We start from the raw sequence: 21,320 nt of genomic DNA on the forward strand, positions 1-21,320 counted from the left end.
AGGGTCATAGACTTCGCAGATCTGCAGGGATACACACAACCCCATCAAACAACAACCGCGTGGTGCGCAGCAGCCCGCACCCGGTGATCACGCCGTTATCGCGGCGGATCTCCACGGTGAACTCGCCACTCGGATGCTCCACCGAGACATTCAGCAGCGCGCCCTCCGGCACCTGCGCCAACCCCTCGGCCACCGACCCCTCGAGCAAACAGGCCGACGCGACGCTCACCGCGCCGAACACACCGATCGAGGCATGGCAGGTGTGTGGAATAAAGGTCCGGCTGCTGATTGCACCGCCGTCCATGGGCGCCGCGATCAGGCTCATCTTCGGCACCGTCCGTGCGCTCACATCGCCCAGATTCATCAACGGCCCGGCCTGTAACCGAATCGACTCCAGACGCGCTTTCAAGCCCTCATCGGCATTCAAGTCGGCGCGGCTTTCACGGCCCGTAAGCCCCAAGTCCGCGGCCCGCAACAGCACCACCGGCATGCCGTTATCGATACAGGTGACCTCGATACCGTCGATGCGATCACGCACCTGGCCCGTGGGCAGCAACGCGCCGCAACTGGAGCCGGCGATATCGTCAAAACGCACTATCACCGGCGCGGCACTGCCGGGCACGCCGTCGATGATCGCGGTGCCGTCGTAGCGCACCTGGCCATCGATTGTCTGCACCAGCGCGGTGGCGGTCTGACCGGTGTTTTCCATATAGATGCGCACTGCGGTTTGCTCGCCCTGGGCCGCCACCAAGCCGCGCTCCAACGCAAATGGCCCGACCCCGGCGAGGATGTTGCCGCAATTCTGGCCGTAATCGACCCGTGGCTGATCCACCACGACCTGGGCAAACAGGTAGTCGACGTCGATGCCGGGGCGGGTCGATGCGCGGATGATCGCCACCTTGCTGGTCAAGGAGTCCGCGCCGCCGATGCCGTCGATCTGGCGCGGGTCCGGCGAGCCCATGGCAGCCAGCAATACCCGGTCGCGCTGCGCAGGATCGGCGGGCAGATCGTCCGCGAGGAAGTACGCGCCCTTGGACGTGCCGCCGCGCATCATCAGGCAGGGTATGCGGGTTTGGGGCATGGTTCGAATCTCCATCACGACAAAACATAAGTGCCAGTCCTACCGGACTCTTCGCGGGCAAGCCTTGCTCCCACAGCGTCCGAGTCGAACACCTGTGGGAGCAAGGCTCGCCCGCGAAGGGGCCGGCATAAACGCCGCCTGGCTAAAGGCCTTACACGTCATCCAGACTATCGGCATACCGCAAGCCCTTCTCCGCCAGCCGCGGGCGCATGTTGTAGATGTCCAGGCCCAACTCACCGGCCGCCAGGCGCAGGCGCTTCTGCTCTTCGAGATCCGCCCGTTTGCGGCTGGCCTCGACCACCGCGGGCAACTCATCGCGGCGCACGATCACCACACCGTCGTCGTCCGCCAGCACTACATCGCCCGGATTGACCAGTTGCCCGGCGCAAACAATCGGGATATTCACCGAGCCCAGGGTCTCCTTGATCGTCCCCTGGGCATGCACCGCCCGCGACCACACGGCAAAGCCCATCTCACGCAAGGTGCGGGTATCGCGCACCCCGGCGTCGAGCACCAGGCCAAGCACCCCGCGGGCCTTCAACGAAGTCGCGAGCAAATCGCCGAAAAAACCGTCGGTGCATGGTGAGCTGGGCGCCATCACCAGAATGTCCCCAGGCTGACACTGCTCTACCGCCACGTGGAACATCCAGTTGTCCCCCGGCGCCGCCAGCACGGTGACCGCCGAGCCGCTGAGGGCGAAGTCCTGCTGGATCGGCCGAATCGACGGCGCCAACAGCCCCTTGCGGCCCTGCGCCTCATGCACGGTGGCAACGCCGTACTGGGTCAGTTCTGCGATCAACGCCTGGTCGGCGCGCTGGATATTGCGCACCACCACACCGGTCTTTCCTACACTGCTCATCCCAGATTCTCCGTGACCCGTGGAAAGATGCTCTGATAGCCCTCGGCGTAGACGATGTTCTTTTTCGCCGTGATGCCGATGTTGCGCTTGGCCTGCACGCCGCGCTGCAGGGCCACGCGGGTGTAGTACTCCCACAGGTGCTCCTGGCCAGCCATGCACTGGATCGCGGCGTACTTTTTGTCCCAGACCTCGGTGATGTCCAGCAGTACGTCGGGCTTCCACTCGCACTGCTCGGGCTGGTGGGGTTCGAAGCTGTACACCGGTGGCGCGCCAACGATCTGCTCGCCAGGTTTGTAGCCTTCGGCCTGAGCGATGATGCGTGCTTCCTGGGTCAGGTGAATGGCCAGCGGGTGATCATAGTTGTACGGGTCCTTGAGCGAATGGCTGAGGACGAACTCCGGTTGCACACGACGGAACACGTCGGCCAGGCGGAACAACGTGTCCTTGTCGGCGCGCATGGGGTAATCACCGATGTCGAAGAACTCCACGCTCGCGCCGAGAATGTCGGCGGCGGCCTGAGCTTCTTCGCGGCGCGCGGCCTTGACGGTGGCTTCGGTCATCTCGGCGCCCTTGCGCCACAGCTTGGCCGACTCGCCGCGCTCGCCGAACGACAGGCAGACGATATGCACCTTGTAGCCCTGAGCGGCATGCAGGGCGATCGAGCCGCCGGCGCGCCAGACGAAGTCGGCGGAGTGGGCGCTGACCACCAGGGCGGTTTTGGCGGGGCTGTTGTTATTCATGCAAAGGCTCCTGCTTTTTTAGTCTGGCCATGCTGTCACGCCACGCCATAACGCAATAATGCGTTCAGTTAGGGCTGGTATACTTTTTACTTATCGGCCCTCATTGCCTGACTGGTAACCGCCCCATGCCCGAGCAGCCCCTGCCTTCCCTGATGCAGATCCGCGCCTTCGTGCGTGTAGCCGAACACGGCAGCATCTCCCGCGCGTGTGAGGTATTGCTGCGCGCGCAATCGGTGATCACCCGAGCCATCCGCGATCTGGAGATCCGCCTCGATGTGCCGCTGTTCGAACGTCACGCCAGCGGCATGCTCCTCAGCGGCTATGGCAAAGCCATCCTGCCGCGCGCGGTGCGGGTGCTGGCTGAGCTGGAGGCCATTCCGGCATTGCTCGGCCATGCCGCCCACGAACCGCTGTACCTGCTGCAAACGCGGCGCCTGGAAATCTTCGTCAAACTCTGCGAAACCCGCCACATGCAAACGGTGGCCAAGGCCTTCGGCCTGACCCAACCGGCCATCAGCGCCGCGCTCAAGGCCCTCGAAGACGGCGCCGGCAAGGGGCTGTTCGAGCGCACCGCGCGCGGGCTGCAGCCAACCCAGGCCAGCCACGACATCCTCTATCCGATCCGCCGCGCGCTCAACGATCTGCGCCGCATCGACGCCGATGTCGCCGCCATCAAGGGCTCGCTGCAAGGCGTGGTGATGGTTGGCGCGCTGCCACTGGGGCGCACACGCATCCTGCCCCAGGCCATCGTGCAGTTGCTTGAGCAACACCCCGGCGTGCGCATCGCCACCAATGAAAGCCCGTTCAATCTGCTGGCCCTGGAACTGCGAGCCGGGGATGTGGATTTCGTCTTCGGCGCCCTGCGTGCCAGCGATTACGCCAGCGACTTGCACGGCGAACGGTTGCTGACCGAGGAGATGGTGATACTGGTACGCCGCGGGCATCCGCTGCTGGACCGCAGTCTGGACCTGACCGAGCTGGATGATGCGCGCTGGGTGCTGCCGCGAGCGGATACTCCAGCGCGATTGCTGCTGGAGGCGCACTTTCAGCAGATTGGTAGCCCGTCGCCTGAACCGGTAGTAGAGACCGGCGACATGGCGATCATCCGTGGCCTGCTGATGCGCTCGGACATGCTCGCCGTGGTGTCGGCACACCAATTGGAATACGAGATGGCCAGTGGTGAACTGCAGCCGTTGCGCCTGACGCTGCACGACACCCTGCGTCCCATCGGCCTGATCTACCGCAGCAACGGCCTGCCATCGCCTGCGGCCGAGGCGTTGATGGCGCAGATCCGCAGCGTGGCAAAAAACCTGTAGCGAGCGGGCCTGCCCCTCGCTACGGGGAACCTCAGCGCTTGCCCGCCACCGAATACGTCACCTGCTGATTACGGGTCTGCTGGAACGCCTCCAGGCTCAAGCCCTTCATCGCCGAATAGATATGCAGGTTCGACACCCCCACCACCGCGCCCAGTTTCTCCAGCAAAAAGAAGATCGCCCCGTAGCGAATCAGCCCCTGCCAGTCGCGCTCGCTGACCAGTCGGCGCTCTTCATCCGTCAACTGATGCTCCTCGAACAGCACCTCGGGCGTTTCGAGAAAACGCTGGCGCCAGCCGGGCTCGATCAGCCGATGCAGGAAGCGATTCAAGCGATACCCCTTGTGGCTGCGCTCCAAATCGAACGGATAGGTACCGGGCAGCTTCTCGATTCCGGCCAGTTGATAGCCGATGTGGTCGCGGTGGCGCTGCAGTACATCCACCGGCACCTCGCGCGCCTGGTTCTCCAGCAGCAAGGTGGCGATGCCGGTCATCGACGGCAGGTAATAGTCTTGATGCAGCTTGACCACGTTGGCCGACAAGGCCCCGCGCATGATCAGCCAGGTGATCACCTCCGAGCCCTCCATGCCGCCCAGGGTGGCGTATTCAGCCAAGGTGATGTCCGTCAGGCGCTCGGGATCGTTGACGAACAGATCGAGAAACTGCGCGTCCCATTCCGGGTTGTTGAAGCCACAACGCTCGCCGTGCACCTGGTGCGACACGCCGCCCGTGGCAACGATGGCAACCTTGAGGTCTTCGGGATAGCTCTCGATCGCCCGGCGCAGCGCCTGGCCGAGTTTGTAGCAACGCTTGGCACTGGGGATCGGAAACTGCAACACGCCCACCTGCAGCGGCACCACCTGCACCGGCCAGCCATCCTTGAACGGCATCAGCGCCGACATCGGCGAGAACAGACCGTGGTCGATGGGCTTGTCGCGGAAGAACGCCATATCGAACTCATCGGCCATCAAGCTCTGGCCGATGTGCCGCGACAGCGCCGCATGGCCGCCAATGGCCGGCAGGTCGCGCTTGCCACCGCCCTCGTCGGCGACGTCGTACTGGTCGTCCACCCCCAGCGCGAAGGCCGAATAGTGGTCGAAGAAAAAAGACGTCACATGATCGTTGAAGATGTAGAACAGCACGTCCGGCTGCTTCTCGGCGAGCCAGGCCTTGATCGGCTCGAAGCTGGCGAAGATCGGCGCCCAGGCCGCTTCCGACTGTTTGTCGTGATCGACCGCATAGCCGATGGTGGGCGTGTGTGATACGGCGAGGCCGCCGATGATGCGCGCCATGTGAAGGTCTCCAGAATAAACGCAAAAACACCGCGGGCCCGCAAGCCCGCGACTTATCAATGGTGGAGCTCAGGCATTAATCCGAGGGCCTGCCGCGGCTTGGGGCCGGCCAGAATAGCCAGCGCCGCCAGCAGCGCCGGGATGCCGAGCACGGCGAATATCAGGCTCATCGGCAGCCCCAGGCTCAACAGCGCGCCGCCAGTGAGGGAGCCGAAAATGCCACCGAAGCGGCCGATGCCGAGCATCCAGCTGACGCCTGTAGCACGGAAATCCGTTGGGTACTGGCCCGGCGCAAAAGCGTTGAGGCCCGTCTGCGCTCCATTCATGCAAAACCCCGCCGCGAACACCAGCACACCTAACGCCGAGGCGCCGATCTCGACGAAACCCAGAGCGAATATGCACAGCGCGCCGCCCACGTAAGCCAGGGCAATCGCCGCCTTCGGATTGAAGCGGTCCATGGCGAAGCCGACCAACAAGATCCCTGCCAGGCCGCCGAACTGGAACATGGCGGTGACCACCGCCGCGCGTTCGAGGCTGATGCCGGCATCCTTGATCAGGGTCGGCATCCAGCCGGTCAACAGATAGATGACTAGCAGGCCCATGAAATAGGTGCCCCACAGGCTCAGCGTGCGCCAGCGGTATTCAGCGGTAAACAGGTGCGACACCTTGCGCCCTGCCGATTCGCGCGCAACCGGCGCGCTGACCACAAAGCTCACGGTGTCTGAAAATTCCGCCCCCATGCGCTTCAGTACGGCCATGATTCGCTCCCGGGGGAAACGCCGATCGATCATCAAGTCCACCGATTCCGGCAGCAGGAAGTACAGCACCGGCAGCAGCGCCAGCGGCAGCACGCCACCCACCAGCAGCACGGCGTGCCAGCCAAACGAGGGGATCATCCATGCCGACACGAAGCCCCCCATGGCCGAGCCCAGCCCGAAGCCCATGAACATCGAGGTGATCAAGCGGCCCCGCAACCGCGCCGGAATATATTCGGACAGCAGCGTGGTGCTGTTAGGCATCGCTGCGCCCAGCCCCAGGCCGGTGAGAAAGCGCAATGCGGCCAGCTCCAACGGCGAGCGCGCGAAGGCACACAAAAGGCTGAACACCCCAAAACAGGCGACCGACATCAAGAGCACGCGGCGCCGCCCCAGGCGGTCAGAGTAGGGCCCGGACATCAGCGCGCCCACTGCCAGCCCGACCATGGCCGAGGCGAGGATCGGACCGAAGGCAGACTTGCTGATGCCCCAGTCGGCAATCACCGCCGGCGCAATGAAGCCCATGATGGCGGCGTCAAAACCGTCGAAGGTGACGATCAAAAAACACAAACCGAGAATCAGCCATTGAAAGCGGGAGACGGATCGCTGATCGATCCAGTGTTTGATGTCCACAGCGGGAGTGTTCATCGATGCGACCCTTTTATTTTGATTGTGGGGCTGCATGACGCCAAGCAGGGGCGTTTGCAGGTAGCGCCAGCATAGGCCGGCGCCGCCTGGGAAGCGTCTGTGAAATGTTTAAACAGGTATCGGTTCTATTGATCGCCATACAGTTCATCGACCAGTACCTGCCAATCGAAGGGGTCGCTATACGCCAGGCCCTGCTCAGCCATCCGCTCGACCAGGCCGCGCTGGGTCTGCACAATTGCCAGGCTCATGTGCGGGCTGACGCCGACATCGGCTGCGGTCTTGGCCACCTCCTCCATCTCTTCGGCGCGTCGCCGTCCATGCTCGGCGACGCGGCTGATCAGGTAATGGGGCTGGCGCGCATCCCAGCCCATGCCCGGGAAGCTCTTGTGCAGCGAGGCCAGCACCCGCTCTTCGGCGCCGTACTGGCGGGCGGTCGCCAGGCACTCGGTGGTCAGCGCTTCGAGCCCCTTGATCATCACGCTGCGGCACATCTTGATGGCCGAGGCGACACCGATGCGGTCGGCCACCACCTGAATATTGAAGCCCAGCGGTGTCAGCCAGTCGGCCAGCGGCTGCGCCTGTGGGCCGCCCAGCAGGATCGGTGTCTGCAAGCGCTGCGGCGGTACCGGCGCCATCACTGCGGCGTCGACGTAAAGGCCACTGCGGGCTTCGATGGCCGCGCTGGCAGCTTGCTTGGTCGCCGGCGCCACCGAGTTGATGTCCATGAACAATTGCTGGGGCTGCAGGTGCGCCGCAGCCTGCTCGGCGACCTGCAAGGCCGACCCGGCCGTGACCGCCGAGATCACCAGTTGCACACCTTGGATAGCACTGGCCGCACTCTCGCACAGCTCGACACCCGCAGCCTGAGCTTTGGCCTGCAGCGCCGGCCGCCGCGCCGCATCCTCGAACAGCCGGTCGTAGACATGCACGCTGACGCCCTGGGCAGCGAGGTCCTGGCCAAGAATGCCGCCGGCCTCACCGAAACCGATCAGGGCCACATGTTGCAGGGATGCTAGGGTAGTCATTTGAGGCTTTCCTTGAAGACAGGTTGTGGGGTGACAGGCGCTTGCTCGGCCATAGCTCCAGTGCTATCAGGGTTGCGCAGACAGGCGTCGAAGCGTTCGCGATCGAAGAGTTTTTCCCACTTGCAGATCACAATCACCGCCACGCTGTTACCGATGACATTGGTGGTCGAGGTAGCGATGGCCAGCACCCGGTCGATGCCGAACAGCAGGCCCAGTGAACCAAGCGGCACCACATGCACTGACTGCAAGGTAGCCGCCAGTTTGATGACCGCACCACCGGCCGCACCGGCGCCGCCCTTGGAGGTCAGCAACATCACCGCCATGATGCTGATCTGCTGGCTGAGGGTCAGGCTGGTGTCGGTGGCCTGGGCCAGGAATCCCAGGCCGCAGGCCATGTACAAACAGGCGCCATCGATATTGAAACTGTAACCGGCAGGCAACACGAACCCGACCACGGCCTCATCGCAACCGGCCTTGGTGAGTTTGTCGACCAACCGCGGGAACGCCGCCTCACTGGAAGCCGTGCCCATGGCGATGATGGCTTCCTCCTTGATGACCCGCAGTATCTTGAAGATCGACAGCCCGGCCAGGGCCGCCACGCTGCCCAGCACCAGGAAGATAAAGATCAGCGTGCTGGCGTAGTACGTGAGGATGTAGCGCAGCAGGTACAGCAAGGTCTGTGAGCCGAAACTGCCAACGGCGGCGGCCATGGCGCCGAATGCACCGATGGGCGACAGGCGCATGATGTAGCTGAGCAACTTGAAGGTCAGGGTCTGGCCCTCGGAGAGCAGCTTGAGGCCCAGCCAGTCGGGTTTGGCGCACTGCGCCAGGGCAATGCCTACCAGCACTGAAACGAACAGCACCGGCAGGATATCGCCCTCGACAAAGGCCGAGGCCAGGGTCTTGGGGATGATCGAAAGGAAGAAGTGCCCGATGTCGAAACTGCCGCCCGACAGCGCCGCATTCACCGTGGCCGCTTCGCCGGCATTCAGGCTGTCACCGAGGTTGGCGTGCAGCCCCTCGCCGGGACGCACCAGCGACACCACGGTAAAGCCGACAACCATTGCCAGGCTGCTGACCACCTCGAAGTACACCAGGGTTTTGATGCCGATGCGGCCCAAGCGCCGGAAGTCGCCGATGTGGGCGATGCCGTGGACCACGGTGAAGAAAATGATCGGGCCCAGGAGCATCTTCAACAGCGCGATGAAGGCGCTGCCCAGGGGTTTCATCTGAATGGCGACGGAGGGTGCGGCAAGCCCGAGCACGATGGCCAATGCCATCGCGATCAGCACCTGGATGTACAGTTTGCCGAGCAATTTCATGGGGGGCGACCTTGTTTTTATTATTCAGGTCGAGGGTGGCACAGGGGGGCGCAGTCAGGGCAATGCGTAAGCCTTGCGGGACCATGCCTTTTGTTTATCGGGGCCGCTAGAGAGGCAGATCGAGGCGTTTGCGGGCGCGGTGGATCGAGCCGTTGCGCAGCGCCCAGCGCATCGCCCCTGCCACGGGCTGCGTGGTGGCACGCACCAGGCTGCGGCGCAGCGGCGAATGCTCGATACCGAAGAGTTGCGCGGCCCACGCGGGCAGCAGATCCACCCCGGCTTGCAGCATCAGGGCCCCTACCGGCCGCGCCAGCACGCTCGGCGCGGGCGCGGTGTGCAGCAAGCGCAACACCTCGAGACTGCGTTCATCGCACGACAATTGCCCACGCATGCCGTCGATATAAGCGACGATCGCGCGGGCATTGGTTGGGACATGCTCGGCGCCGAGCCGTCGCGCGATCAGGGCGGTTTCGGCGTAGTAACGATCCTGCTCGGCCAGCGACAGGTGCGGGTTGAGATAGCGCAAATGCGCGGCCATGAAGCTGTGCACTTCGGCCACGTGCACCCAGGTCAGCAGCGCTGGATCACTGGCCGCGTAGGGCCGGCCATCTGCGGCGGTACCGACGACCTTCTCATGCAGGGTGCGGACCTTGTCGATCAGCCAGTCGGCGTCCGCTCGCGCGGCGAAGGTGGTGCCCGCAATGAACTGCCCGGTGCGGCGCAGGCGGCCGGTCATGTCGTCGCGGAAGTTGGAGTGATCCCACACCCCGGCCAGCGCCAGCGGGTGGAGCATCTGCAGCAGCAACGCGGTGATGCCGCCGATCAGCATGCAAGGGAAATCGCCGTGTACCCGCCAGCACACTGCATCGGGGCCGTACAAACCGGGGTCGCCCTTGGGCTGTTCGAAATCGATCTGCCCCAGCGCCAGGCCGGTCATGCTGAGCATTTGTGCTTCGATGCGGCGGCGCAGGTATTCCATAGGGCTTCAGGTTTCCATCGGTGCGGCTTCGGCGGCCGTGGCGCGCGCCAGGCCCAGCACCAGCAGCAAGGTCAAAAGGGCAAAACCGGCCATGGTGGCGGTCATGCCGAGTATACCCAGCGGCGGCAGCAGCAGGCTCACCAACAGGCTGGCCAGGGCGCCGGCGAACATCTGAATCGAGGTCAGCAGCCCGCCGGTCACGCCCGCCAGCGCTGGCAACGGCTCCAGGGCGCCTTGCGCGGCACAGGGCGCGAGGATGCCGAACGCAGCAGTGGCCAGCACCAGGCACGGCATCAAGGTGACCAGCGTGGCGGTCGCCGTCAGCGACATCACCACCGCTGCGCCCGTGACCAGCACCGCGAGGATCACCCCGCATTGAATCAGCCGCTGAGGTGCCACGCCGCGCTGGCCCAGCCAGCCACTCAGGCTGGCACCGGCGACAATGCCGCCGCCCGTGCACGCAAACAAGATCGAATAGAGGGTCGTGCTGGCATGCAGGTGCTCGATCAGCACCACGGGCGAACCGGCCACGTAACCGAACATCCAACCGAACCCCAGGGCATTGATCAACAGATGGTCGCGTACGGAGCGGTGGCTCAGGGCCTCGCGGTAATCCTGAATCAGGCTGCTGGCTTTGGCTGGGTTTGGCACTGGCGCAGCGGTCTCTTCAAGGCCGAGCCAGGCCATCACCAGCAACAGCACGCCGCTCACCGCATTGATCGCATAGATGGCGCGCCAGCCCATCGCCGCCAGCACCGCCACGCCAAGCGCCGGCGCGACCATGGGCGCCATGTTCGCCACCACAGTGATCACCGCCAGCCGCGACTGCGCTGTCCGCCCTTCAAAACTGTCGCGCACCATGGCCATGGCCAGGGTCATCCCGGCGCCGGCACCCAGGCCCTGCAGCAGGCGGGCAATCAACAGGACGGTCATGTTCGGCGCCACCGTGGCCAGCACCCCGCCCAGCGCGAACAGCACCAGGCCGACCACCAGCAACGGCCGACGCCCATGACGGTCGGACAACGGCCCGTAGAAGAACGGACTCAGTGCAAAGCCGGCCATGAACAGGCTCAGGGTCATCCCCGCCAGCGATTGCGTGGAGTGCAGCGCATCGCCGATCCGGGTCAGCGCGGGCAACGCCATGTCGGTGGCAATCGGCGGCAGCGCGGCCAACGCCCCCAGGAACACCGCGAATGTCACGCCTGCCCTGCTCATCTTCATGCATTTACGCCTTATCACAGTCAAAAGGCCGCACGGGCGGCCAAAGGGATCAGTCTATCGGGATAAAAACCGCAGCATCGGTCAGGGACTTCAGGTTACCGGCCATATGTAGCGCGCAGCGCTCTAAGTCGGGCGGTAGAAGAATGGTACGACAACCGACGTCCATTCGGTCAATAATGCCCGCCATGTATTCAAGGAGCCCAGCGCCGTGGCCGTCCCGCAAGTCATCCTGCCGATTTTTCTGCTGATCATCCTCGGCTATTTACTCGCCCGCCGCGGCCCGCTCAAGCCCGAGATCAACAAGGGCCTGAGCAGCATCACCTTCTCGCTGTTCATGCCCATGGTGCTGTTCACCGGCATGGCCAACGCGCCGCTGCACGACGGTTTGAATGTGACACTCCTGGCCGCGTACTTCATCCCGGCCCTGATGATCTTCGCGCTGGTCAATGGCGTCACCCACTACTACGTCGGCCGCCCCACGCCCTACGGCCTGACCGCCGCCTTTGGCAATAACGCCCTGATCGGCATCCCGCTGGTGGCCGGGCTGTTCGGCAGCGGCGGGCTGGTGATGCTGTTCACCGTGCTGGCCGTGCACAGCTTGCTGCTGTTCAGCTTCCAGAGCCTGTACAACAGCTTCGCCGGCAACGAACCCTTCAAGGCCAGCACCCTGGTCGCCAGCCTCGCCAACCCGATGATCATTGGCCTGCTGGCCGGCGTGGCGTTGAACCTCAGCAACCTGCACCTGCCCGTCCCGCTGATGCAGCTGGCGCAATGGCTGGCTCAGGCCGCCCTGCCCTGCGCGCTGATCGTGCTGGGGGCGAATCTGGCAGGGTTTCGGCTCAAGCCCAGTGTCGAGGCGTTGGGGATTACCCTCGCCAAGCTGATGATCATGCCGTTGCTGGTGATCGTGGCGTGCCGGTTCTTTGGGGTGTATGGCATGCCGCGAGGGGTGCTGGTGCTGATGGCGGCGAACCCGTGCGGGGTCAATACCCTGGGGTTCTCGCGCACGTTGGAGGATAGCCAGAAGGCCAGTTCGGCGATTTGCTTGACCACGGTGTTGTCGGCGGTGACGTTGCCGTTGTGGATGTGGGTGAATGGGCTGGTGGGATAGTCAGGTTCATCGACCTTTTCCAGGGCTTTCACGTCCTCGATTAAGCGCGTCGCAGGCGGCATTGAGGCTGAACATGGCCGTGCACCCCGCTTCGGTCGACGGTGCGAGCAGGCACTGGGGGTCGGTTAGTAAAATCACCGTGCAAAAAACGTCCAACAGGCGTATACCACCGACGCAAATGCATCTGTTTCGCAAACGCTAACGGTAACCGCTATGCCTACCAGCTCCCCCTCGTCAGCTGAATCCCCCTACACCCCCGCTCGCAAATACCTGCATTGGCTGTCGGCGTTGATCATTCTATGGGCGACGTTCAGTGGGTTCGGGGTCGGTCTGCTGGCGCCAGATGACCCGCTGCGGGTGTGGGTCGAGAATCTCAATCCGCAGCTGACCAGCCTGTTCATTCCATTTTTTCTGATGCGGTTGTGGCTGTATCTGCGGGATCGCGATACCGAGGTGCATAACCGGGTGGCGGGCTTGGTGCATGGGTTGTTGTATCTGATGATTTTCAGCGTACTGCTCAGTGGGGTGTTGATGATGACGCATCCGGTAAGGATGCTTTCGCTGGTGACGTTTCCGCAGTTGATCCATTCAAGTCAGGTGCTGGACCGCATCCATGAGGCGCATCATGTGCTGTGTGCACTGTTGGCGTTGCTGGTGGCGATGCACCTGGGGGCGGTGGCGGTGCATGCGCTGCGGGGGAAGTCGGTGTTGTACCGGATGCGGTGATCGCTTAGCGCTGCAAGATGTTATTGCTCGCGATGGTGCCCGTGGCATCAACTCAGGGTTCTCCCATTTATAAACCCGGAAATCGCATCCACCTCGATGCAATAGCCACCTTTCGGTAACGATTTCGACACCTTCCAGTGAAAACCCCCACCACACGTCGCCCGCCCGTGAAACCTTTGCCATCAGTTAGTGTCACAAGGCCATCACCCTGTTAATCTACTAGAAAGCCTCTGCCGTGCACCATTCGAAGGCCACCCCCATGCACAGTACCGATACTGCCGAATCCCAACGCCTGGCGGCTGTGCATGCGCTGCAATGGCTGGAAACCGCTCATAACGAGGATTTCCAGCGTATCTGCCGCTTGGCGGCGGCCTACTTCAAAGTGCCGACCGTATTAGTGTCATTGGTGGAGCAAGACCGCCAGTGGTTCCCGGCGCGTATTGGCTTCGCTGCCAGCGAAACGCCGATCAATCAGTCGATCTGTGCCCTGACCATCCGCCAGAACGGCGTGATGCAGATCCCCGATGCCCGGCAGGATCCGCGGGTGTGCAACAACACGCTGGTCACCGCCCCCGAAGGCATCCGTTTTTACGCCGGTGCGGCGCTGCGCACCCGCTCGGGCTTCAATATCGGCAGCCTGTGCATCATCGACAAGCTTCCCCACGAACTGGCCCCGGGCGATAGCCTGGTGCTGCAGGACATGGCCGAAATGGTCATGGCGCAGATCGAACAACGGCAGATGCTCGACACCCGCGACCCGGTCAGTGGCCTGCCCAATCTGCGCCAGTTCCTGACCGATACCCGCGGCGTGCACCTCGATTCTCGCGCCCCGGCGCGCTTGATGATGCTGATCGAGGCGGTGGACAACCACTGGCAGCCCGACGACGGCGCCGACGACAATTTCAGCGCCCTGCGCTCCGGCGCCAAGCGCGTCAGTGACAAGCTGGCGCACATCCTCGAGGGTGTGGCGTGCCTGTACCAGCTCAGCGAGCAGCAGTTCTGCCTGATGCTGACCTGTCACCCCGATCGCCATCAGGAACTGACCAAGGCGCTGGTGGAGATGATCACCCAGCCCTTCCCTACTCAGGATTTCCCCTTGGCACCGTGCACCCGCATCGGTGTCGCCTGTTGCCTGGACGGCAGCCAGTCGGTGGGCAATCTGCTGCGCAAGGCCATCCATGCCGCCAGCGCCGCCGAGCGCGCGCGCAGCCGCTGGCAGGCCTATGACGAAAGCCGCGCGCATATCCATCGGCGCGCCTTCAGCCTGGTCAACGATTTCAGCGCGGCCATGGAAGGCGGCGGCATGTATTTGGAATTCCAGCCGCGCTTCAACCTGCAGGATGGCCGGCAACTGGGCGCCGAAGCCCTGCTGCGCTGGCGCCACCAGCACTTCGGACCGGTGTCGCCGGCCGAATTCATCCCGCTGATCGAACGTGCCGGGCAGATCAACCACGTCACGCGCTGGGTCATCGATCGTTCGCTGGCGGCCGTTGCGCAGTGGGCGCATGACGACAGCAAAGTGTCGATCAACCTGTCGGCGCTGGACTTTCAAGGCATGGACATCGCTCAGACCCTGAGCCGTGCCTGCAAGCTGCATCAGGTGCCTGCCGAGCGCATCGAGGTGGAGATCACCGAGGGCGAGTGGATTCGCGAAGCGCCGAACGTGATCGGGCAATTGCAGCGGATTCGGGCGCTGGGCGTGGATGTCGCCATCGACGATTTCGGCACTGGCTACAGCAACTTCGCGTATCTGCGTGACATCCCGGCCAATGTGCTGAAGCTCGACCAATCGATCATCACCGACCTGGAAAACAAACCGCGTAACCGCGTGATCGCCCGCTCGGTGCTGCAACTGGCGCGCGAACTGGGGTACCGGACGGTGGCTGAAGGGATCGAAACGTTCAGAAGCTTGAGCCTGGTGAAGTCCTATGGCTGCCATGAGGCGCAGGGGTACTTCCTCAGTCGGCCGTTGCCGGCGGAGCGGCTGATGCGTGGATACTCAGAGGATGCGGGTCAGGATTTCCCGTTGATTGCTTGCGGTTGAACGCTTGCGGGCTTGGCGTTGCTTGATCCGGCGCCTTCGCCGCCGAACGCGCCCCCTGGCTCCCACAGTGTCGACAGTCCCAGCGTCGTACACCTGTGGAAGCGGGCTTGCACGTTCGGCAGTGAACGGGCCAGCCCTGATTCACCCCATCAAGGCTTGAGCAACTGCATCTGCTGCCGGTAATCGTCGGTCACCTGCTGCGCCTGGCTGTTCCCCGTCACCACGCGCGGCGTGATCAGCACGATCAACTCGGTACGCGCCTTCGACTTGGTGGTGCTGCCAAACAACCACTTGAGCCCCGGAATGCGCCCCAGATACGGCACCGCTGTGCTGGTGTCGCTGTTGTCCTGCTTGATCAAGCCCCCCAACAGCACCGTCTGACCACTCTGCACCGCCACCTGAGTCGCCACCGAACGTGCGGAGATGGCCGGGTTGCTGTTAGTGGTGGTGACGTTACTGTAGTCGGCGTTGCTGACCTGCTGCTTGATGTCCATGTACACCAGGCCGCCCGGGTTGATGCGCGGCACCACATCGAGGATCACCCCGGTCTGCACGTATTCGACGCTGCTCAGAGTCGTGTCCGAGGTGGTGGTGTTGACCGAGGTCTGGTTGATCGGGATGTTCTGGCCCACCTGGATCTGCGCCTGCTGGTTGTTCATTACCACCAACGACGGCGCCGACAGCACCTGGGTGCGGCCATTGCTCTCCAGCGCATGCAAGGCCACTTGCAGATTCTTGCTGACGAACGAGTAGAACAGCGAATCGGTGCTGGCTAACGCTGCGCCGCCACTGCCCAGCGCGCCTTGGCTGCCCGAGGTATTGGATACCGTGGTGCTGGAAGAGTTACCGGCCAGGCGCCCGAGGTACCACTGCACCCCCATGTCCAGTTCACCGGTGAGGTTGACCTCGAGGATGCGCGTTTCGATCTGCACCTGCATGGGCGGATTGTCGAGGCGCTTGATGGCGCCTTCGATCTCCGTCCACTGTGCCGGGCGGGTACGAATCAACAGTTGGTTGCTGCTCTTTTGCGCGGTGATGCGGGTGCTTTGGTCGAGGCTTTTTGCGGTGCCTTGGCTGCCGGCCGAATCACTGCTGCTGCCATCGCTGCCATCGCTGCTGGCGGTGCCGTCCTGATCGCTGTCGTCGTCGCTGTTCTGCTCGCTGCCGACGCTTTGCATGCTGTTGCCGTTGCTGCTGTTGAGGCCCTGGCCACTGCTGCCATTGAGGCCGCCGCTGCTCAGGCCACCGCTGGTGCCCGAGCTGTTGTTGCTGTTCAGCGAGGACAGGCTGGTGGTGCGCACACCCGGCGCAACCTTGGCGGCGCTGTCGTCCTTGATCTCGCCGTTGCCGTAGATCTGGCGCAAGTACTTTGCCAGGTCCGTGGCCTTCATGTTGCGCACGTCGTAGACGTACAGCTGCGGCTCGTTGCCGCCGCCCTCGTCGATGGTGTGAATCCAGTCACCGACTTCGCTCAGGTACTGCGGTTGCGACGAGATCGCGACCACCGAGTTGGTCCGCTCGATCGGCAAGAAGTGCACCATGCCGGCCAGCGGCATACCACTGTCGGGGCCGAACATCTTCTGCAGTTGCGGCATCAATTCGCCGACGGTGGCGCGCTGCAGGCCGTACACGCCGATGGACATGCCCTTGAGCCAGTCGACATCGAAGGTATTGATGGTGTCTTGGTAGTTGGCCAGCTCTTCGGGCGTACCGGCCAGGCTGAGCACGTTGCGGGCAGGGTCCACCAGCAGGAAGGCGTTCTCGCGGGCGAAGGGCTTGAGCAGTTTCTGCATCTCGGTGGCGGAGATGTAGCGCAGGCTGAACAACCGCGCCGAGAGGCCATTGGCCGGCCGCGCGGAGGCCAGCGTCGGCGTGAGTTTGCCACTCACCGCCTGGTTGGCCGGCAGGATCACGTAGCGGTTGCCCTGACGAATCATGGCGTTGTTGGTCCAGGACAGCAGGGTCTCGAGGATCGACAGCGCTTCGGTCTTGTCGACCGGCTGCGAGGTGGAGAAGCTGACGTCGCCGGTCACACCCTGGGCGATGCTGTAGTTCTCGTGCATCAGGTCGCCCATGACGCTGTTGATCACCGCTTCGATCGGCTGGTTGGTGAAGTTGAACATGATGTCGCCGGACGCCTGCCCTCCCTGGCCTGGCGCGCTGGCCGGCAGCGCCGTGGCGCGACTCGGCGCGGTGTGCACGAAACTCTGGTTGCCGCGGATGATCTGCTGGCGTGCGCGACTCGCGGCCGGTGTGGCGGCGTCGTTGACCGGCGTGGCCAGCGGTGTGTCGTCCACTGCCGAGCGCTGGTCGCCGGTGCCGCGCAGGGCCTCGTGCATCAGCGCCGGATCGTTCTCGGTGCGGGTCGAAGGCATCGCGCAACCGGCAAGGGCGACGGCGGCGGCCAGACAAAGCAGGGGGGTGCGCAAGGTGGCTATGTTACTGACTCCTGAGGGGATGATGTTCATGGTGCGGTCACTGGAGGCTCGGCCTCTTGAGGCGCATCCGTGTGCACGACTGATGGGGCGGGAAGCTTGGGGCCCGATGCGGCATCGGGCGGCGGCAGGCGCAAGGTCGGCAGGCTCAACTGACGGGTCTGACCATGGTGAACGAAGGTCGCCTGGCGCGGGGTCAGCGCTTGCAACTGCCAACCGTTGTCGAGGCTGGCGCCGACTTTCAATTTGAGGCTGCGCGAGCCTTCGCGCAGCAGTGCCCATTGGGCGGCGCCGTCGAGCACCACACCGCTGAGGCTCAGGCCCGCGAGCCCGGTGTCGGCGGCGCGCTCGCCCGCCGGATCACCTTGGCGCGAAGGGCTGAACAGTGGCTGCTGCCAGATGAGCGCGAGGCGTTGCTCAGCCAGCTCCGGCATGGCCAGCGGACGAGCGTTGGCGTTGCTCATCGGCGGCGCGTCGGTGGGCGCCAGCCATTGAGGGTCTTGCCCGCTGCCGGTGAGCAACATGGCCAACAGCACCGAGAGCAACACACAGGGGATCAGCAACAGCGGATTGAAGGGCAGCGTTTTCATCGGGCGACCTCCTTCGCCGCTGCCGGCTGCAGATAGCCGCTCACCAGCAGATGCACACGCAGGCGACCGGGGCCACCCGTGGCTGGCGCGGTGCTGTTGCGACGAATGCTCAGGCTGTCGACGAACAGCGCCGGCTGGCTGTATTCGATGTCATGTAAAAGATGCCCGAGGGGTTCGGCGGCGCAGTCCAGGGTCAGGCTGACTTTGACCTGACGATAGGGCTGAGCGCTGTCCTGCTCCGGGGTGATCGGCATGCGTTGGGTCAGTTCGCAGCCGGGGCCTTCGTCGGCATGGGCCTTGATCAATTCGACGCTGTGCTGCATCAACTGCGCGGCCACGGCGCTGAGATCGTCACCGGGCAGCAGGCTGCTGCGGCTGGCAGGATCGCGGCGCGCCTGTTCGAGCTGCTGCTGCAGCAAGGTTTTTTGCGCCAGCTGGCCGGCGTAGCGTTGTTGCTGTTCGCGCAGGTCCTGCAACTGGTCGTCGATATCGCTCAACGGGCCAGTGAACCAGCTTTGCACCAGCAACCACCAGGTCGCCCATAGCAGCAGGGCGAGGACGATGACCGCAGCGCCGCGGCGCTCGCGGGCGTTAAGCGGACGGCGCATCGGCGGCCTCCTTGCGCAGATGGGCACGCAGCGAAAAGTGATCCTTGCCGGTGTCGGTGTCGGGTTGAATGATGCCCTGGAACTGCGCGTCGACCAGGCTGTGGCAGCCCTTGACGCGGTTGATCAGATCACTGGCACTGGCGCTCTGGCCCGACAGCGTGACGTCGCCGCTGTCGCTGACCTCGAGCTGCTCGAGCCAGGTGTCGGCGCCCAGGCAGTCGGTGAGGTCGGCGAGCACCTGGGTCAGCGCTGGCTGTGCCAGTTTGCGTTGCGCCAGGTAGCGCGCTGCGCCGCGGGTATTGAGCAGTTCGCTGCGCAGTCGCTGCAGTTGCGCGACCTGCTGGCGCTGCTCGGCGACGCTGTTTTGCATGTCGTCCAACAGTGTTTGCCGGGCGTCGAGCCATAGCAGCATGCAGCCCAGCAGCAGCGTGGCGCTGATCGCCAGCAACCAGCGATCGATGCGGTTGCCGGCACGCTGTTTCGGCCGGGCGTGGGCGGGCAGCAGATCGATGCCGAGCGGCGTGCCGTGGGCATCGCGGACATCTACGGCTTGCAGAACGAGGCCCTGTTGCTGGCATTCATCGAGGATGGCTTGCAGGCGCTCGCGCAGGATCGCGACCAGCACGACTCTGGCCTGATGCTTGTCACGGCTGACGACCTTGGCGTCGAAATACAGTTGGGTGGCGTTGAAGGGGGTGTGTTTGTCCAGCTCGAAACCTAGGACGTCGCGCAGGTTGCGGGTGGCGATGACGGGGACACTGAGGTGTTGGATCAGCACGGTGCTGGCGGGCAGCAGCAAAATATGCCGGGCACCGGACAGAGTGGACGAAACGCCATCCCCTGTGGGAGCTCCCACAAGCGCCGCATCGCCTAGGCTCAGCGGCCAGTCGAGCGTGCGGATCTGTGGCCCGCTGCCCATACGCGCACGCCAACGCGCCGGCAGCACGCCGTGCAGCTCGCTCAGCCACAAGCGCCAATAGCGCTGCGCCGGGCTGCCGCGCCAATGGCCGAGCAGGCGTTCGACCTGGGCCCGAAGCGGTGCCAGGGCGGTGGAATTCAATGGGTTCATTCTTGCCAACGCAGGACCCGGTAAGGCCGCGTCCCCTCCTTCGATGCATTAAGTAACAGGGTCACGCCCAGCGTCGTGGTGAAACCGTCGGGCAGGCGTGCCTGGCTATATAGCGTGAGAATCGGGCCTTGATCGCCGACCAGCGGGATGCCTTTGGCCAAGCCCAGGGCGCGCTTGAGCTGCGGGCTGGCGAAGGCGGCGTCGGGGCTGTCAAGGCCGCTCCACAGGGTGATGTCGGGGAGTAATGCGCCGTAGAGCGCCTCGGTCATGCCGGGCAGTTCGCGGGCTTCTTCGAGCAGGCGCAGCGGTGCCTGGCCAGCGCCGCGGCGCTGCTCAAGGGCGCGTTCAAGGTCATCGGCGAGGGTGTTCGGAGCGCCGACGGCCTTGAGCAGACGGCCGAAATCCGCAGCGGCGCCGGCGTTCAGATCCAGCTTGCCGCGCTCGCTGAACACGCTGATTTGCAGGGCACTGCCATCGAAGTTCAAACCGTGGGGTTGGCCGTCGGCGAGCCATTGGCGGCGCGGATCGTGATCGAGCAAGGCGGCCACGGCGACGCCTACCCCGGCCTCGGCGGCGAACAGCGCTTGGGTGTGCTGATGTTGCCAGAGCGCCTGGCGGGTTTCGAGACGCACCCAACCGGCCAGGCCAGCGAGCAGGACGCTGAGCAAAGCCAGAACCCAGAGCACGACCAATAGCGCTATGCCGCGCTGGCGGTGGTCGTTGTGTGGCGAAGGTTGGAACGGCGTCAGCAGAGCGGGCCTCTTCGCGGGCAAGCCTGGCTCCCACAGGGCGGCGACTGCGGTGCAGCCGGCACTGTGGGAGCCAGGCTTGCCCGCGAAGAGGCCGGTAAGGATATGCACAGACATCACTGCCCACCCGCCTGTGCCGACAAGTCCAGCTTCAGTGCGACGCTCTGCAAGGTCCACGGCACCGGGCCGCCGAGGGTGGCGTCGATACGCACCGCCTGCGGCAGGCGGGCCGGCCATGGCCATTGCTCCAGCCAGCCGCTCGGTTGCCCCGTCGGCGTAGTGCCGCGGTAGCTCAGGTGCAGCGCCTTGACGTCATGCAGCAAGACCTGCGGCTCGCCGAATGCGTGGAGCGTCTGCCCGTCGAGCTGTGCCAGATCAACCACCAAGCGATGGTTCTGCCAACTGAATTGATGCTGATACAGGCCGCCCCCCATATGGCTCGGCAGCGGCGCATAAAACCTCATGCTCTGCGCCGAGCCCTGGAATATCTGCGGTGCTTGCGCGTCCGGCGAACCGGCGGCCAATGGCAGCGCCTGGCTGATCGAGCGACGTAAAAACCCTTGGCTGGCACGGACTTCATCGAGCCGCGTGCTGTAGCGATCGGCCTTGGCCACCGCGCGATTGGCACCGACGATCGCGCCGCCGATCAGCGTCAGCATCACCCCGAGCAGGCTGATCACGATGAGGATTTCGAGCAGGGTGAAGCCGGCGCTGCGGCGCATCGCGGGATGCTGCCTTGAACTGCCGAGGCGCA

General features: G+C 64.2%; 19 protein-coding genes. 4 read left to right on the plus strand and 15 right to left on the minus strand.

All coding sequences use genetic code 11. The annotated features are described in order from the left end of the window. Positions 1-4: 4 nt before the first annotated feature. From REH34_RS06610 to galB, 3 genes are all read right to left on the minus strand, one after another. Positions 5-1,081: a 4-oxalomesaconate tautomerase gene (locus REH34_RS06610; protein ID WP_311971159.1), complete on the minus strand. Its 1,077-nt coding sequence runs from the start codon at positions 1,079-1,081 to the stop codon at positions 5-7. Positions 1,082-1,232: 151 nt separating this feature from the next. Further along, positions 1,233-1,940, minus strand: a complete 708-nt coding sequence (locus tag REH34_RS06615) for a 4-carboxy-4-hydroxy-2-oxoadipate aldolase/oxaloacetate decarboxylase (RefSeq protein ID WP_311971160.1) — start codon at positions 1,938-1,940, stop codon at positions 1,233-1,235. Next, positions 1,937-2,680 (minus strand): 4-oxalmesaconate hydratase, encoded by a 744-nt coding sequence (gene galB, locus REH34_RS06620; protein WP_226505863.1) that lies wholly within the window; start codon positions 2,678-2,680, stop codon positions 1,937-1,939. Before galB ends, REH34_RS06615 begins: the two co-directional genes overlap by 4 nt. A gap of 125 nt (positions 2,681-2,805) precedes the next feature. Here galB and REH34_RS06625 point away from each other — a divergent pair, with 125 nt between their 5' ends. Then, entirely contained in the window at positions 2,806-3,996 is a 1,191-nt protein-coding gene (locus REH34_RS06625) for a LysR family transcriptional regulator (RefSeq protein ID WP_311971161.1), read from the plus strand. A gap of 31 nt (positions 3,997-4,027) precedes the next feature. On the opposite strand, the gene REH34_RS06630 is transcribed toward REH34_RS06625, so the two are convergent. The 6 genes from REH34_RS06630 to REH34_RS06655 form a co-directional block, all read right to left on the minus strand. After that, the gene (locus REH34_RS06630; protein WP_311971162.1) at positions 4,028-5,284 is read right to left on the minus strand and encodes a gallate dioxygenase; all 1,257 of its coding nucleotides are present in this window, start codon (positions 5,282-5,284) and stop codon (positions 4,028-4,030) included. A gap of 56 nt (positions 5,285-5,340) precedes the next feature. Beyond that, positions 5,341-6,687 carry an aromatic acid/H+ symport family MFS transporter gene (locus tag REH34_RS06635; RefSeq protein WP_311971163.1) on the minus strand — a complete coding sequence of 449 codons (1,347 nt, stop codon included), beginning with the start codon at positions 6,685-6,687 and terminating at the stop codon, positions 5,341-5,343. A gap of 125 nt (positions 6,688-6,812) precedes the next feature. Next, positions 6,813-7,712, minus strand: coding sequence for a DUF1932 domain-containing protein (locus REH34_RS06640; RefSeq protein WP_311971164.1), 900 nt, complete (start codon positions 7,710-7,712; stop codon positions 6,813-6,815). Continuing rightward, on the minus strand, positions 7,709-9,034 hold the full coding sequence (locus REH34_RS06645; RefSeq protein WP_226505868.1) for a cation:dicarboxylate symporter family transporter: 1,326 nt from the start codon (positions 9,032-9,034) through the stop codon (positions 7,709-7,711). The genes REH34_RS06640 and REH34_RS06645 overlap by 4 nt, the downstream gene beginning before the upstream one ends. Positions 9,035-9,140: 106 nt before the next feature. Further along, a complete protein-coding gene (locus REH34_RS06650) occupies positions 9,141-10,013 on the minus strand; it encodes an oxygenase MpaB family protein (protein WP_226505869.1) in 873 nt (290 codons plus the stop codon). Positions 10,014-10,019: 6 nt separating this feature from the next. After that, complete coding sequence (locus tag REH34_RS06655; RefSeq protein WP_311971165.1) at positions 10,020-11,234, minus strand: multidrug effflux MFS transporter; 1,215 nt, start codon at positions 11,232-11,234, stop codon at positions 10,020-10,022. A 208-nt stretch (positions 11,235-11,442) separates the two neighbouring features. Between REH34_RS06655 and REH34_RS06660 the strand changes: the two genes are divergently transcribed. The 3 genes from REH34_RS06660 (at position 11,443) to REH34_RS06670 (ending at position 15,115) form a co-directional block, all read left to right on the plus strand. Continuing rightward, positions 11,443-12,345, plus strand: a complete 903-nt coding sequence (locus REH34_RS06660; protein WP_226505871.1) for an AEC family transporter — start codon at positions 11,443-11,445, stop codon at positions 12,343-12,345. A gap of 213 nt (positions 12,346-12,558) precedes the next feature. Further along, positions 12,559-13,071: a cytochrome b/b6 domain-containing protein gene (locus REH34_RS06665; RefSeq protein WP_311971166.1), complete on the plus strand. Its 513-nt coding sequence runs from the start codon at positions 12,559-12,561 to the stop codon at positions 13,069-13,071. A 259-nt stretch (positions 13,072-13,330) separates the two neighbouring features. Beyond that, the gene (locus REH34_RS06670) at positions 13,331-15,115 is read left to right on the plus strand and encodes a sensor domain-containing phosphodiesterase (protein WP_311971167.1); all 1,785 of its coding nucleotides are present in this window, start codon (positions 13,331-13,333) and stop codon (positions 15,113-15,115) included. Positions 15,116-15,264: 149 nt separating this feature from the next. Here the strand turns inward: REH34_RS06670 and gspD are convergent, their stop codons facing one another. From gspD to REH34_RS06700, 6 genes are read right to left on the minus strand one after another with little or no spacing between them, the layout of a single operon-like run. Then, positions 15,265-17,583 carry a type II secretion system secretin GspD gene (gene gspD / locus REH34_RS06675; protein WP_311971168.1) on the minus strand — a complete coding sequence of 773 codons (2,319 nt, stop codon included), beginning with the start codon at positions 17,581-17,583 and terminating at the stop codon, positions 15,265-15,267. Continuing rightward, positions 17,580-18,140 carry a hypothetical protein gene (locus REH34_RS06680; RefSeq protein ID WP_311971169.1) on the minus strand — a complete coding sequence of 187 codons (561 nt, stop codon included), beginning with the start codon at positions 18,138-18,140 and terminating at the stop codon, positions 17,580-17,582. The genes gspD and REH34_RS06680 overlap by 4 nt, the downstream gene beginning before the upstream one ends. Further along, positions 18,137-18,748 carry a type II secretion system protein GspM gene (gene gspM / locus REH34_RS06685; RefSeq protein WP_311971170.1) on the minus strand — a complete coding sequence of 204 codons (612 nt, stop codon included), beginning with the start codon at positions 18,746-18,748 and terminating at the stop codon, positions 18,137-18,139. Before gspM ends, REH34_RS06680 begins: the two co-directional genes overlap by 4 nt. Beyond that, positions 18,732-19,817 (minus strand): type II secretion system protein GspL, encoded by a 1,086-nt coding sequence (locus tag REH34_RS06690; RefSeq protein ID WP_311971171.1) that lies wholly within the window; start codon positions 19,815-19,817, stop codon positions 18,732-18,734. Before REH34_RS06690 ends, gspM begins: the two co-directional genes overlap by 17 nt. Further along, complete coding sequence (locus REH34_RS06695; RefSeq protein ID WP_311971172.1) at positions 19,814-20,683, minus strand: type II secretion system protein GspK; 870 nt, start codon at positions 20,681-20,683, stop codon at positions 19,814-19,816. The genes REH34_RS06690 and REH34_RS06695 overlap by 4 nt, the downstream gene beginning before the upstream one ends. Next, positions 20,683-21,288 (minus strand): prepilin-type N-terminal cleavage/methylation domain-containing protein, encoded by a 606-nt coding sequence (locus REH34_RS06700; RefSeq protein ID WP_226505879.1) that lies wholly within the window; start codon positions 21,286-21,288, stop codon positions 20,683-20,685. Before REH34_RS06700 ends, REH34_RS06695 begins: the two co-directional genes overlap by 1 nt. Between the last annotated feature and the right edge of the window lie 32 nt (positions 21,289-21,320).

The sequence above is a fragment of the Pseudomonas baltica genome (genome assembly GCF_031880315.1).
Classification (GTDB): Bacteria; Pseudomonadota; Gammaproteobacteria; order Pseudomonadales; family Pseudomonadaceae; genus Aquipseudomonas.

Coding starts and splice junctions, on each gene's coding strand:
- REH34_RS06625 (WP_311971161.1), top strand. CDS start 2,806: ATGCCCGAGCAGCCCCTGCCTTCCCTGATGCAGATCCGCGCCTTCGTG.
- REH34_RS06655 (WP_311971165.1), bottom strand. CDS start 11,234: ATGAAGATGAGCAGGGCAGGCGTGACATTCGCGGTGTTCCTGGGGGCG.
- REH34_RS06700 (WP_226505879.1), bottom strand. CDS start 21,288: ATGCGCCGCAGCGCCGGCTTCACCCTGCTCGAAATCCTCATCGTGATC.
- REH34_RS06635 (WP_311971163.1), bottom strand. CDS start 6,687: ATGAACACTCCCGCTGTGGACATCAAACACTGGATCGATCAGCGATCC.
- REH34_RS06615 (WP_311971160.1), bottom strand. CDS start 1,940: ATGAGCAGTGTAGGAAAGACCGGTGTGGTGGTGCGCAATATCCAGCGC.
- REH34_RS06630 (WP_311971162.1), bottom strand. CDS start 5,284: ATGGCGCGCATCATCGGCGGCCTCGCCGTATCACACACGCCCACCATC.
- REH34_RS06665 (WP_311971166.1), top strand. CDS start 12,559: ATGCCTACCAGCTCCCCCTCGTCAGCTGAATCCCCCTACACCCCCGCT.
- REH34_RS06670 (WP_311971167.1), top strand. CDS start 13,331: ATGCACAGTACCGATACTGCCGAATCCCAACGCCTGGCGGCTGTGCAT.
- REH34_RS06610 (WP_311971159.1), bottom strand. CDS start 1,081: ATGCCCCAAACCCGCATACCCTGCCTGATGATGCGCGGCGGCACGTCC.
- REH34_RS06690 (WP_311971171.1), bottom strand. CDS start 19,817: ATGAACCCATTGAATTCCACCGCCCTGGCACCGCTTCGGGCCCAGGTC.
- gspM (WP_311971170.1), bottom strand. CDS start 18,748: ATGCGCCGTCCGCTTAACGCCCGCGAGCGCCGCGGCGCTGCGGTCATC.
- REH34_RS06645 (WP_226505868.1), bottom strand. CDS start 9,034: ATGAAATTGCTCGGCAAACTGTACATCCAGGTGCTGATCGCGATGGCA.
- galB (WP_226505863.1), bottom strand. CDS start 2,680: ATGAATAACAACAGCCCCGCCAAAACCGCCCTGGTGGTCAGCGCCCAC.
- REH34_RS06695 (WP_311971172.1), bottom strand. CDS start 20,683: ATGTCTGTGCATATCCTTACCGGCCTCTTCGCGGGCAAGCCTGGCTCC.
- REH34_RS06650 (WP_226505869.1), bottom strand. CDS start 10,013: ATGGAATACCTGCGCCGCCGCATCGAAGCACAAATGCTCAGCATGACC.
- REH34_RS06680 (WP_311971169.1), bottom strand. CDS start 18,140: ATGAAAACGCTGCCCTTCAATCCGCTGTTGCTGATCCCCTGTGTGTTG.
- REH34_RS06640 (WP_311971164.1), bottom strand. CDS start 7,712: ATGACTACCCTAGCATCCCTGCAACATGTGGCCCTGATCGGTTTCGGT.
- gspD (WP_311971168.1), bottom strand. CDS start 17,583: ATGAACATCATCCCCTCAGGAGTCAGTAACATAGCCACCTTGCGCACC.